The sequence below is a fragment of the Saccharothrix violaceirubra genome (assembly GCF_014203755.1).
GTDB classification, from domain to species: domain Bacteria; phylum Actinomycetota; class Actinomycetes; order Mycobacteriales; family Pseudonocardiaceae; genus Actinosynnema; species Actinosynnema violaceirubrum.
This window is the reverse complement of record NZ_JACHJS010000001.1, coordinates 5298828-5311680: the sequence shown is the minus strand read 5'-3', so window position 1 is coordinate 5311680 and position 12853 is coordinate 5298828. Positions and strand designations below refer to the sequence as shown.

Here is a 12853-nt window from a genome sequence, read left to right as displayed (position 1 = left end):
CGACATCCTGCCTGGTGGAAGGCGTCAGCGCACGCGGGTGTAGCGCAGGAGCAGAGCGCTTTCGTACGTCAGCGCGGACGTCAGTTCCATCGCGCGCGGTGCGTCCGGCATGCGGCCGTGAGCGATCCGTCCGGCCGTGCCGCCGACGAGCAACGGCGCGTAGGTGACGCACAGCACGTCGACCAGGTCGGCCTCGATCAACGCGCCGAACAGCGCCGGCCCGCCCTCGCAGTCCACCCGTGACAGTCCGCGCGAGGCCAGCGCGTCGAGCGCGGCGACCAGGTCCACCCGGTCGTCGCCGGTGATCACGACATCCGCGCCCGCGTCGGCCAGCGCACGACGGCGTTCCGCCGGCGCGGCGGCCGTGGTCAGCACGATCGGCGGCACGGCCGTGTCGGTGACCAGCGGTGAGGACGGCGCCACCGAGCAGCGGTCCGTGACCACGGCGATCGGCGGCACGGGCGACAACCCCAGGCGTGCCCGGCGTTCCGCCCGCACCTCGGTCGCCTTGACCCCGCGGTACCCCTCGGCGGCGGCCGTGCCCGCGCCGACCAGGACGACGTCGGCCAGGTCACGGCCCAGCGCGAACACCTTCTTGTCCGCCGCGTTGCCCAGCGCACCGGACCGGCCGTCGACCTCGACCGCGCCGTCCAGGCTCGACACGAAGTTGACCTGCACGAACGGTCGGTCCAGCCGGTCGGGGTAGGCGTAGAGGCGTTCGAGGTCCGCGTCGGTCGGTCCCGGCTCGCGTGGTGGCCACAACATCCGCACGGAAACATCCCAGCACGCCGCTAGGCTGCCCGGCATGTCCGCCCCACGCCTGTCCGACCGCACCCCCCACGTCGAGGCGGACGAGATGATCGACGCGATGGTCCCGCCGCCCCGGTTCGACCGGGTCCGGTTCGACACCTACGTGCCCAACCCGGACGAGCCCAGCCAGGCCGCGGCGGTGCGCGCGGGGGAGAAGTTCGCCGGAGCCGTGGGTACCGCCGGTGCCGGGGGTTGGTTCGGCTCGCTGTTCCGCAGGTCGGTCGAGCACAAGCCGGGCCTGTACCTGGACGGCGGCTTCGGCGTCGGCAAGACCCACCTGCTCGCGTCGCTGTGGCACGCCGTGCCCGGCCCGAAGGCGTACGGGACGTTCGTCGAGGTCACGAACCTGGTCGGCGCGCTGGGGTTCGGCGAGACCGTGCGCCGGCTGTCCGGGCACCGGCTGCTGGCGATCGACGAGTTCGAACTCGACGACCCGGGCGACACCATGCTCGTGACCCGGTTGATCAAGGAGTTGACGACGGCCGGCGTGTCGGTGGCCGCGACGTCGAACACGCTGCCGGACAAGCTGGGCGAGGGCCGGTTCGCGGCGGCGGACTTCCTGCGCGAGATCCAGTCCATGTCGGCGCGGTTCGACGTGGTGCGGGTGGACGGCCCGGACTACCGGCACCGCGGCCTGCCCGACGCGCCGGACCCGATGTCGGACCAGGACCTGGCGGCCAAGGCCGAGTCGACGCCCGGCTCGACGTTGGACGACTTCGACGACCTGTGCGCGCACCTCGCCCACGTCCACCCGTCGCGGTACGGGCGGCTGCTCGACGGCGTGACGGCCGTGCACCTGCGCGGCGTGCGCCCGGCTCCGGACCAGGCCGTGGCGTTGCGGCTGGTCGCGTTGGGGGACCGGCTCTACGACCGGGACATCCCGGTGGCGGTGTCCGGCGCCGCGCTGTCCGGACTGTTCACCGACGAGATGCTGCGCGGCGGGTACCGGAAGAAGTACCTGCGCGCGGTCTCGCGGTTGGTCGCGCTGTCCCGCTGAGGTCCGGCGCCGGGATCAGGCGCCGGGATCAGGCACCGGATCCGGCGAAACCGATCCGGCGGCCGGTGCGTCCAAGGCGCGGCGACCGGGGTTTCAGGCGACCGCGTCAGGGTACTCACAAGGTGCCGACGAGGTCGTGGGAGGAGCGGGCGATGCTGAGCGAATCCGAGCGCAGAACGCTGATCGAGATCGAGACCCGACTGACCGACGAGGAACCGGCCTTGGCGACAGCCCTCGTCGCCGGCAAGCCCAAGCATCCCGTCCTCGTGTACAGCCTGGCGGCCGTGTTCGTCGCCCTGGGCGTCCTCCTGCTCCTCCTCGGCTCGTTCGGCCCGGCCCTGGCCTCGCTCGGCTCGGCCTCCGCGATCCTGCTCCTGCGTGGCTTCACCTGGCGCTGACCTCGCCGAAAACCGCTCGCGCGCCACCCCGTCGGCAGGCACGATCGGCACCCGTGGGATTCCTGGACGCGAGCGGCCTCGCCTATCGGCTCGACGACGGCCGCGAACTGTTCCGCGACGTCGCGTTCAAGGTCGGCTCCGGGCAGGTGGTGGCGCTGATCGGCGCGAACGGCGTCGGCAAGACGACACTCCTGCGCATCCTGTCCGGCGAGATCGCACCCGCCGCCGGTGCGGTGGTCGTGCGCGGCGGACTCGGCGTGATGCCCCAGTTCGTCGGCTCGGTCCGGGACGAGAGCACGGTCCGCGACCTGCTGCTGCACGCCTCGACCGCCGCGGTGCGCCAGGCCGCCGCCGAACTCGACGCGGCCGAACTCGCGCTGATGGACACCGACGACGAACCCGCCCAACTCCGCTACGCGCGGGCCCTCGCCGAGTGGGGCGAGGCCGGCGGCTACGACGCCGAGGTGCTGTGGGACACGGTCACGGTCGCCGCCTTGGGCGTGCCGTTCGACCGCGCACGGTTCCGCGAAGTGCGCACGCTGTCCGGGGGCGAGCAGAAACGCGTGGTGCTCGAAGCCCTGCTGCGCGGCCCGGAACAGGTGCTGCTGCTCGACGAGCCCGACAACTACCTGGACGTGCCCGGGAAGCGCTGGCTCGAACAACGCCTGGTCGACACGGACAAGGCCGTGCTGCTGGTCAGCCACGACCGCGAGCTGCTCGCCGTCGCCGCGACCCACGTCGTCACGGTCGAGGCGCACTCGGCGTGGACGCACACCGGCGGCTTCGGCACGTGGCACGACGCCCGGAAAGCCCGCGTCGAACGCCTCGCCGAACAGCACCGCCGCTGGGCCGAGGAGCACGACCGGCTCGTCGAGCTGGTCCGCACGCTCCAGATCCAGGCCAGGATCTCCGAGTCGATGGCCGCGAAGTACCGCGCCACGCGCACCCGGCTGGAACGCTTCGAGGAAGCCGGTCCGCCGCCGGAACTGCCGGCCGAGGAGAAGGTCACGCCCCGGCTGCGCGGCGGCCGGACGGCCGTGCGCGCCATCACCTGCGCCGGGCTGGAACTGAAGAACCTGATGCGCCCGTTCGACGTCGAGGTCTTCTACGGCGACCGGGTCGCGGTGCTCGGACCCAACGGGTCGGGCAAGAGCCACTTCCTGCGCCTGCTCGGCGGCGACGACGTCGCGCACGACGGTGCGTGGCGGCTCGGTGCCCGGGTCGAGCCGGGTCTGTTCGCGCAGACCCACCAGCACCCGGAGTGGCAGGGCCGCACGCTCGTCGACGTGCTGTGGCACGGCGAAGGTCCGCGGCGGGGTCTGGACCGGGGCGCGGCGATGTCCGTGCTCGGCCGCTACGGGCTCGGCGCGTCCGGCGACCAGCGGTTCGAGTCGCTGTCCGGCGGCCAGCAGGCCCGGTTCCAGGTGCTGCTGCTCGAACTGTCCGGCGCGACCCTGCTGCTGCTCGACGAACCCACCGACAACCTCGACCTCGGCTCGGCCGAGGCCCTGCAACGCGCGCTCGACGAGTTCGCGGGCACGGTCGTCGCGGTCACGCACGACCGCTGGTTCGCCCGCTCGTTCGACCGGTTCCTGCTGTTCCGCGCGGACGGCGAGGTGGTCGAGACGGACGGGCCGGTGTGGGACGTGGCGCGCACCAGGTCCTAAGTGGACAGATGGGCCGTCGCGTGCTCGTGCTCCAGGGCGTAGCGGTCGCCCGCCGGGGTCCAGGACGTGAGCGAGGCGTTCGGCACGATCCGGTTGCGCGCGTAGGCGAGCAGGTCCCGTTCCGGAACGCACTCCAGCAGGTAGCGCAGCAGCAGCGCGGTCACCTCGTGGCCCACGAGCAGCAGCCGCCGGCCGGGGAAGCGCCGGTCGAGGTCGCCGAGCAGGGACCGCAGCCGCAGCGCCACGTCCGCCCACGACTCGCCGCCGGGCGGGCGGTGGTAGAACTTGCCGAGTCGGCGCTCGCGCACGACCTCGTCGGGGAACCGGCGGGCCACCCCGTGCCGGGTGAGCAGGTCGAGCACGCCGAGTTCCCGGTCGCGCACCCGCTCGTCCACGATCGTCAGCGGGTGCTCGGGCAACGCCAGTCGCGCGGTGTCGATGGCCCGCCGGTAGGGCGAGCACACCACGACGTCCGGCCACTGCGCGCGGGGCTGGGCGCCGAACCAGCGGCCCAATGCCGAAGCCTGCTCGAGACCCCGGTCCGACAGCGGCACGTCCGCGTCGCGCTCCGGGAGGTCGATGGTCTCGCTGCCGTCGGCCTCGGCTCGGGCGCCGACGACGTTGGCTGTGCTCTCCGCGTGTCTGATCAGTCCGATCCAACCGAAGTCCACCCGCACGAACTTAGGGTAGAAAATGCCCGTGGACCACGTCGACGCGTACTGCGAACGACTCGGCATCGGCCTGCTGGCCGAGCCCTGGAACGCCGTCAGCAACGCCGCTTTCCTGGTGGCCGCGGTGCTGCTGTGGCTCCGGTACCGGCCACGACCGCGCAGTCTGCGCGCGCTGCCGGTGCTGCTCGCGCTGGTCGGGCTCGCGAGCCTGTCGTTCCACACCTTCGCGAACACGATCACCAACGCGGCCGACGTCGGCTTCATCGCGGTGTTCGTGCTCTGGTACCTGGTCTGCTTCGCGCACTGGTACCTGGGATTCGGATGGGCGAAGTCGTGGCTCGTGGTGCCCGCGTTCGCGGTCCTGGCGGCCGTGACGCTGCCACTCGCGAACCTGATCCCCGGCGGCTCGGGCGGCTACCTGGCGCCGCTGCTCGCGTTGATCACGATCGCGGTGGTCGCGGCCGTCCGGCGGCAGCCGTGGACCGACCTCGCGGCGGCGGCCGTCGTGTTCGTGGTGTCGCTGACCGTGCGGACGCTCGACCAGCCGCTGTGCGCGGACTGGCCGAGCGGCACGCACTACGGGTGGCACACGCTCAACGCCGTCGTGCTGTTCCTGGTGTCACGGGCGGCTATTCGACATGCGCGGGAAGCCGGCCGTCCTTGACCGCCTTCGCCAGCTCCGCGTGGTCGGCCTCGGTGCGGTCGGCGTAGTCCAGCGCGTACCGGCCGATCGCGGTGTCCAGGTCCTCGCCGTCGGCGCAGTACCCGGCCAGCAGGCGCGGGTCGACCGACCGGCTGTGCGCGCGGGCCAGCAGCGCGCCCGCGAGCCGGCCGTAGTCGTCGAGGTCGTCGCGCTTGAGCGTGGTCGCGTCGATCTCGCCCTTGCGGTTGCGGAACTGGCGGACGATGAAGTGCCGGTCCTCGATCGTCGTCCAGCCGAGCAGGATGTCGGACTCGGCCTGCACGAGCCTGGCGCCGTGCACGATCCGCTTGCCCTCGTGCTTGTGCTCGGACGTGCCCAGGAACGGCGCCAGCGCGGACGGCCGGGCCTCCTTGACCTGGAGCACCAGCGCCTCGTCCCCGTTGCCGTGCAACAGGACCAGGTAGTTGCGCAGGCCGACGCTGCCCGTGCCGACCACGCGGAACGCGACGTCGGACACGCCGTAGCGCATGATCAGGTTGTACCGTGACTCGCGTAGTGTGTCCACATAGGACGGAAGTGCGTCGACGACGCCCCGGGCGGTCTCGTCCGGGATCCGGGTCAGCACGGGCGGGTCCGCGACGAACCGCCAGTGCTCGCCCTCGCGCCGGGTCCACTTCGCGGCGACCTTGGCGCTGGTGTTCTTGCGTGCCTTGGACGCGGCCTTGCTGAACTCGTCGGTCAGGTCCTGCGCCTTGGACTTGGACAGCACCGACTCGTCGCCCAGCGCGCTCCACGACTCCAGGAACGGCAGCCCGGCCAGGTGCACGGCGGCCTCGCGGTAGGCGTGCACGGCGTCCTCGGCCGCGTCCCGGCAACCCTTCTCCGACACGCCGCCCTCACGCCCGGCCAGCACGAGCGAGGTCGCCAGCCGCTTGAGGTCCCACTCCCACGGGCCGGGGAACGTCTCGTCGAAGTCGTTGATGTCCATGACGATCGTGCCCTCGGGCGTGCCGTAAAGGCCGAAGTTCGCCGCGTGCGCGTCACCGCACAACTGGGCGTCCAACCCGCTCGCGACCCCGGCGGCGAGGTCGCCCGCCATCAGCCCGGCACTGCCCCGGAAGAACGAGAACGGCGACGCCAGCATCCGACCGATGCGCAACGGTACGAGGTCGGGCAGCCGACCCTCGTTGGACGCCTCGACGTAGTCGACCACCGAAGGGCGGTCGGCGGCCAAGGACATCGCGCGGTGTGCGGCGTGGTCGACCTGCGAACGCAGGGCACGTCCCTGCGCCAAGACCTCCTCGGGCTCGGTCCACCGTCCCAGTGCGGCGGCGGCCTCGGCCCGCTTGCGTTCTCCCATACGGGAGATTGTGCCTGTCGAGGGTGCCGATCACGGCACCCTCGACAAGGCTGTGACCTGCGTAATCGTGCTCATCGCCCAATTCGGACACGGCCTGCGCCCATCGCTACCGGACGGACGCGCAGCGTCAGCGGCGCAGGACGGCCTCGATCGCGTCGAGGCCGTGGTCCAGGTCCGCACGCGAGATCACCAGCGGCGGCGCCACGCGCAACGTCGACTCCTGCGTCTCCTTGCACAGCACGCCCTTGGCGGCCAGCGCCTCGGACGCCGCCCGCCCGCCAGGGCCGCCCGGCGCGATCACCACCCCGGCCCACAGGCCGCGTCCGCGCACCTCCGCGACGCCGTGGCCGACCAGCTCGCCCAGCCGGGCGTGCAGGTGCGCGCCCAGCTCGCGGGACCGCTGCTGGAACTCGCCGGTCGCCAGCAGCCGCACCACCGCGCGACCGACCGCGCACGCCAGTGGGTTGCCGCCGAACGTCGACCCGTGCTCGCCGGGCCGCAGCACGCCGAGAACCGCGCGGCTGCCGACCACCGCCGACACCGGCAGGATGCCGCCGCCCAGTGCCTTGCCCAGCGTGTACAGGTCGGCGCGCACGCCCTCGTGGTCGAGTGCGAACAGGTCGCCGGTGCGGCCCAGGCCGGACTGGATCTCGTCCGCGATCAGCAGCACGTCGTGCTCGTCGCAGAGCTGCCGAACGGCCGAGAGGTAGCCGGGCGGCGGCACGACGACACCCGCCTCGCCCTGGATCGGCTCCAGCAGCACGGCGGCCGTGTCCGGCGTGATGGCCGCGCGCAGGGCGTCGAGCGAGCCGTACTCGACGACCGTGAAACCCGGTGTGAACGGGCCGAAGTCGGCGCGGGCCGACTCGTCGGTGGAGAAGGACACGATCGTCGTCGTGCGGCCGTGGAAGTTCGACCCGGCCACGACGATCCGGGCGGCACCCTCGGGCACGCCCTTGACCCGGTAGGCCCACTTGCGGGCGACCTTGATCGCCGACTCGACCGCCTCGGCGCCGGAGTTCATGGTCAGCACCATCTCGGTGCCGGTCAGTTCGGCCAGTTCGCGGCAGAACAGGCCGAACTGGTCGTGGTGGAACGCGCGGCTGGTGAGCGTGACCCGGCCGAGCTGCTCGACGGCGGCGGCGACCAGGGCGGGGTGGCGGTGGCCGAAGTTCAGCGACGAGTAGCCGGACAGGAAGTCCAGGTAGCGGCGGCCCTCCACGTCGGTCACCCACGCGCCCTCGCCGTGGGCGATCACCACGGGGAGCGGGTGGTAGTTGTGCGTGCTCCACTCGTCGTCGAGCGCGATGAACTGACCAGTGGTGGGTGCGGCGATGGCGGTCATGTCACCAGGCTAAAGGGCTTTGGTCGGCGATTTCATCCGTCAGGCATTGCGCAGTGGGCTTGTTCATTGCGCAATCGGATGGTTCTGCGGCGATACATTGCGTGACGGCCGGGTCTTGGGTCGGCGTACGATCCGGCGACCGCGCTCGGCCGGTCGTCCCACGGCCACGCGTTGCGCTGAGCGCAATATCTGTTGCGCCTCTTGCATGATCGCCGGTATCTGGGTCAGGGTAGACCTCTCTGGATGCCCCCCGGATTGTCCGGAGGCGACATGGTGGTGAACAGGCGGCGGTTCCTCGGAGCGGCCGGTGTGGGAGCGGGATTGCTGATGACCGAGGGTGTCGCGCAGGCGCAAGCCGAGTACCGGGTCTACCTGGGCACGTACACCACGTGGAGTGGCGGCGGGAAGGGCATCGGGATCGGCGTCGCCGACCGGACCACCGGCCGCGTCCGCTCCACGGGCGTGATCTCCAACGTGGCCAACCCGTCGTTCGTGGTGGTCGAGGGCAACCGGCTTTATGCGGTGAACGAATCGCCTCAAGGCGCCGTGACCGCGGTGTCCCTCGACGGCGCGACGCCCCGCGTGCTCAACACCAAGCCGACCGGCGGCGGCGACCCGTGCCACCTGGTGGTGTTCCAGGGGCACGTGATCTCGGCCAACTACAGCTCGGGCAGCGTGTCGGTCAACCCGATCAAGGCGGACGGCAGCCTCGGCGACCGCACCGACCACGTGCGCCACCAGGGCTCCGGCCCCGACCAGTCCCGGCAGGCCGGGCCGCACGCGCACCAGGTCGTGGTCGACCCGCGGCGCGAGTACGTGCTGGCCGTCGACCTGGGCACGGACTCGGTGTACACGTACCGGCTGGCGGGCGGGAAGCTGACGCCCGTGAGCACGGCCCGCGTGCAACCCGGTGCCGGCCCCCGGCACCTGGCGTTCCACCCCAACGGTCAGTACGCCTACATCGCGAACGAACTGGACTCGACCCTGGTCGTGGCGTCGTACGCGAACGGCGTGCTCACGCCGCTGGCGAAGCTGCCGACCGTGCCCTCGGGCACTCCGGCGAACCCGCGCAACTACCCGGCGGAGGTGCTGGTGTCGGCCGACGGCCGGTTCGTCTACGTGTCGAACCGGGGTCATGACAGCATCGCGGTCTTCAGTGTCGAGGGCGACACGGTGAAGCTGCTGGAGACCACGCCCGTCGGCGGCAAGTTCCCCCGACACCTGGCGTTGGACGCCTCGGGCAAGCTGCTGTTCGCGTCGAACCAGAACTCGAACACGGTCACTACGTTCACGGTCGACCAGGGCTCGGGCCGGGTGAAGCTCGCGAGCACGTTCACCGCCCCGATCCCGGTCTGTGTCGCACTGAAGGGTTAACTTTCTCGGCCGGCACCGTCCACAGTGGTAGGTCAGGTGGCATGAACCTGATGGCTGCCGTGCTGATGCTGGCCCTGGTACCCGCACCGATCGCCCCGGAGCTGGTCGCGTTGGGAGACTCCTACGCGGCCGGCACCGGGGCGTCGCGCGATTCGTGCGACCGGAGTTCGAACGCTTACGGGGCTTTGTACGCCAAGCAGATCCATGCGTCGTTCGTGATGGCGGCGTGCTCGGGGGCGACGGCGAAGTCCGTGGAGAGTCAGTTGAAGTCGATCACCCCGGCGGCGACGTTGGTGACTTTGACGGTCGGTGGCAACGACATCGGCTTCGCGGACGTGATGACCACGTGCACGTTGCAGAGCGAGAAGTCGTGCCTGAAGGCGGTCGACAAGGCGAACAAGCTGACGGCTGAGACCCTGCCTGGGCGCTTGGACCGCCTGTACTCGAAACTCCGCGCCACCACCCCGGCGAAGGTCGTGGTGCTGGGCTATCCCCACCTGTTCGAGCCGACCGGGGCTTGTTCGTTGAGCAAGGCCGAGCGCGCGGCGTTGAACTCGGCGGCGGACCGGTTGAACGCCGTGATCGAGGCTCGGTCTCTCGCGGCCGGTTTCACTTTCGGCGACGTGCGGACGACCTTCGCCGGCCACGGCCTGTGCGGCCCGTCGCCCTGGATCAACGGCGTGAAGTTCCCTGTCATCTCCTCGTACCACCCAAATGCTAAAGGTCAGCGCTTGGGATATCTTCCTGTGCTCGCTGCGGCCCGATCACTCTCGTGAACTCGAATGTATCTTCTGGGATGCGACCGAAAGTTCTGGTCATCTGAAAGGTGAAGTACAGGCCTGTATATCGTATTGGTTCGGCCTTCTTCAGATTCTTTGACCAGGTGGAAAGCTGTTCGGAATAGTCGGGCGGCCACGAACTCTTCCGGTTCTCGACTACGGCGAGTGCGCGGTCGGCGTGTTGACGGATTTCTTCGACGGTCATAGTGGGCGGTGGCGGGCAGGTGATCAAATTCGGGATCTCGTCCCAGGGGCGGATTTTTGCCGCGTCGAGCCAGGAGAGGAAGTGCTGGGTCCACTCGAAAGCGGCCTCCCCGTCGTCGGTGTCGATGACCAGGTAAGAGGCCGCGAAATTCAGCGCCAGCCCTGTGCGCAGCAGCGATTCCCGACTGCGATCACCGGTCAGCCGTGCGTGCTTGACGTCGGTGAACAACGAGCCCGCGTGCTGAAGCGGGCTGAACCGTACCAAATTCCCTCCCTTGAGCGAGAGTGCATCCAGCATCGCCAGGTAGTTGTCGGATGTCAACGCCGCCCGCCACAGGTTGACCAGATCCGGCCAGGTGATGCCGAGTTTGTCTGCCCTGGGCGGTTCGAATGGGCCGTGCACGCGCAAGAGCACCAGATTCGCGGCGTAGGTTGCCATCTCGCGAAGCAGATCTGGTTCTTGCGGCGAGTAGTCGGTGTGAGCGCGGGCCGGCGGTCTGGTGCGGTAGCACCGCAGCAGAGTCTCCAGGGTCCGGCGGATGCGATCCAACTCGTCCTCGTCCAGGACTGAGAGCAGGTCGCGGGCGAATTCCAGGACCGGTTCGCGGATGCATAAAGGCTGGTGTGACAGCATTGCGCGAAGGAGGTCGTCTTCGGGATCGTGCACCTTGCGGCGCCCGTATGCGCCTTCCGCCACATCACGCAGGACGTCGACCACCCGTGCCGCCACCAGATACTCGCCGAAGGTGGCGTGGACGAACTCGTACCCGCGTCGGGTCTCACCGACCTGGGCCTCGGGGGCGTGGACGAAGAAGAACTCGGCCAGTACCCGCTCACCCGAGGTGTCGATCCGGTCCAGTGCTTTGAGATCGGCGCTCAGGTCCGCCTCGGTGATGTCCTGCCGTCCCCGGTTGAACATGCCGAGCGCGGCCGTGGACAGCCGGGTCACCTGATCCCTGGCCGACTCGGCGAGTTGCCCCTCCGACAGCACGCGTCCGGCCTGCTTGGTGACCTCGCGGCGGGCATACGTGACGAAGAGGCGTTCGTACAGCTCGGTGGTCGACAGTTCCTCATCGCGCGACACGGTCGGGTCGGCGTAGTACAGCGCGAGCATGAGCAACAGCAACGGATGTCCGGCCAGGTCCTCGTGGCGGAGCGCGAGTTCGGCGCTGAACGGGAGGTCGAAGTTCACCGCGTTCCACCGCCGGACCCAGTCCCGAATCCGGTCGGCGTCGAACTCCTCCAGGTTCAGGACCGGTGTGGCGCCCGGGATGCGCAGCCGATCGGCGACCAGTGTCCGCGAGGTGACGACGACCGCGACGGGATGACCCATCGCTGCTTCGACCCGCTGGAACTCCACGATGTCGTGCAGATACCCGGACCGGTCGTCGGTGGTGGCCTGGAGCAGCTCGTCGAGTCCGTCGAGGAGCAGGACGCGGATGACGTCCGCGCTCTGGTCCACGAGGTCCGGCCACGGGACGCGTCCGTGCGTGGCCGCGGTCAATGCTTGTCGGACCTGGTTCGTGATGGTGGTGTTCGCGTCGACGTGCCGCAGTGGGACGCGGACCGCCGTGAACCTTTCGCTCGGCAGCCGAGCCGCGATGATTTTGGTGATCAGGGACTTGCCCGCACCGGGATGGCCGAGCAGGAGCAGCGGTCGACGGGTCGCGTTCGGGGTGCTGAAGTGCCGCGCCAGCACCAGTTCCAGGTCATCGGGTGACGAACGCCCGACGGCGCGGAAGCGCGGCATGACGAAGATGTCCTCCACGGTCGGGAACACCGCATCGATTCCGTACCCCTCGGTATTCACGTCGACGACCCGTCGGGTCAACTCCGAATGGTTGACGTCGCGGATCACCGCACGCAGATCACGCGGCGATTCGGTCGTCGTGACGGTGAGAAGCTCTTCGAGTCGCCTCAACGCCGAACGGGTCGCGGCGTGCTCGCCGAGGTCGGACCACACCCGGAACTCCGGCACGGTCGCGGCCAGTTCCGTGAAGTACGAGCGGTACCGGTCACCGACCGCGACCTTCACCGGCGTCGCGTGGAGATCACGGTCCAGGAACCGCTCGACGGCGGGGGTGAGCGGCTCGGCCCACAGCCCGACAAGGTCGACGTTCTCTTCGAACCCCGTCAGGGCGGACGGGGCCGGGACATTCGACTTGTAGAGGTGGCGGATCAGGCTGTCCGTGGACTCGCCCGCGGCCAACCGCAGTTTGTCCGCGTCGGTCAGCTCGGCGAGTTCGTAGTCACGGCCCAACTGCTCGTGCAGCAGGTCGAAGTACGCGGCGATCACGATGGCGGTGTGGGCGGCCCCGCACAGCTCGTGGCGCTCGTAGCCACGCGTACCCAGAATCCGGTCCGAAACCCCGTCCACGGCGTTGCGTAACAGCCCCACGGCCTCGTTCTTCTGGTCCACCCACCCCCAGATCGCGGCCGGGGTGAAGCCGCTGGCCAGGATCGCCCCACCAAGGACGTTGTTCAGCCTGTCCAACCACGGCCGGTCGTGGTGGCCGAGGATTTGCAAGGCGCCGCGCAGGCTGATGGCCGGGTCTCGTCGCACGGGCGCGAGGGTACGGCGTGAACCCGTTGGCGCGGATCACGG

11 protein-coding genes are annotated in these 12853 nt (G+C 70.1%); 6 read left to right on the top strand and 5 right to left on the bottom strand.

The genetic code is table 11. The features are described 5' to 3' along the window. Positions 1-24: 24 nt before the first annotated feature. Positions 25-765 carry a pyrimidine reductase family protein gene (locus F4559_RS24185; protein ID WP_246446305.1) on the bottom strand — a complete coding sequence of 247 codons (741 nt, stop codon included), beginning with the start codon at positions 763-765 and terminating at the stop codon, positions 25-27. Positions 766-805: 40 nt separating this feature from the next. On the opposite strand from F4559_RS24185, the gene zapE reads away from it, so the two are divergent. The 3 genes from zapE (at position 806) to F4559_RS24170 (ending at position 3872) form a co-directional block, all read left to right on the top strand. Further along, a complete protein-coding gene (zapE, locus tag F4559_RS24180; protein WP_184672332.1) occupies positions 806-1807 on the top strand; it encodes a cell division protein ZapE in 1002 nt (333 codons plus the stop codon). Between the two features lie 152 nt (positions 1808-1959). Then, the gene (locus F4559_RS24175) at positions 1960-2205 is read left to right on the top strand and encodes a DUF3040 domain-containing protein (protein WP_184672330.1); all 246 of its coding nucleotides are present in this window, start codon (positions 1960-1962) and stop codon (positions 2203-2205) included. Between the two features lie 53 nt (positions 2206-2258). Continuing rightward, positions 2259-3872 carry an ABC-F family ATP-binding cassette domain-containing protein gene (locus F4559_RS24170; RefSeq protein ID WP_184672328.1) on the top strand — a complete coding sequence of 538 codons (1614 nt, stop codon included), beginning with the start codon at positions 2259-2261 and terminating at the stop codon, positions 3870-3872. Here F4559_RS24170 and F4559_RS24165 read toward each other — a convergent pair. Next, complete coding sequence (locus tag F4559_RS24165) at positions 3869-4549, bottom strand: histidine phosphatase family protein (protein WP_184672326.1); 681 nt, start codon at positions 4547-4549, stop codon at positions 3869-3871. The genes F4559_RS24170 and F4559_RS24165 overlap by 4 nt on opposite strands. Before the next feature lie 22 nt (positions 4550-4571). Between F4559_RS24165 and F4559_RS24160 the strand changes: the two genes are divergently transcribed. Continuing rightward, on the top strand, positions 4572-5207 hold the full coding sequence (locus F4559_RS24160) for a hypothetical protein (protein WP_376774657.1): 636 nt from the start codon (positions 4572-4574) through the stop codon (positions 5205-5207). On the opposite strand, the gene F4559_RS24155 is transcribed toward F4559_RS24160, so the two are convergent. Both F4559_RS24155 and rocD read right to left on the bottom strand, forming a co-directional pair. Then, on the bottom strand, positions 5173-6546 hold the full coding sequence (locus F4559_RS24155; RefSeq protein ID WP_184672322.1) for a DUF2252 domain-containing protein: 1374 nt from the start codon (positions 6544-6546) through the stop codon (positions 5173-5175). The two genes, F4559_RS24160 and F4559_RS24155, sit on opposite strands and share 35 nt — an antisense overlap. Positions 6547-6673: 127 nt before the next feature. Further along, positions 6674-7891: an ornithine--oxo-acid transaminase gene (gene rocD / locus F4559_RS24150; RefSeq protein ID WP_184672320.1), complete on the bottom strand. Its 1218-nt coding sequence runs from the start codon at positions 7889-7891 to the stop codon at positions 6674-6676. Between the two features lie 327 nt (positions 7892-8218). Here rocD and F4559_RS24145 point away from each other — a divergent pair, with 327 nt between their 5' ends. Next, positions 8219-9265: a lactonase family protein gene (locus F4559_RS24145; protein ID WP_246445325.1), complete on the top strand. Its 1047-nt coding sequence runs from the start codon at positions 8219-8221 to the stop codon at positions 9263-9265. 50 nt (positions 9266-9315) lie between these two features. Further along, positions 9316-10041: an SGNH/GDSL hydrolase family protein gene (locus tag F4559_RS24140; RefSeq protein WP_246445324.1), complete on the top strand. Its 726-nt coding sequence runs from the start codon at positions 9316-9318 to the stop codon at positions 10039-10041. Here the strand turns inward: F4559_RS24140 and F4559_RS24135 are convergent. Continuing rightward, a complete protein-coding gene (locus F4559_RS24135) occupies positions 9983-12811 on the bottom strand; it encodes an NACHT domain-containing protein (RefSeq protein WP_376774656.1) in 2829 nt (942 codons plus the stop codon). The genes F4559_RS24140 and F4559_RS24135 overlap by 59 nt on opposite strands. Positions 12812-12853: the final 42 nt, after the last annotated feature.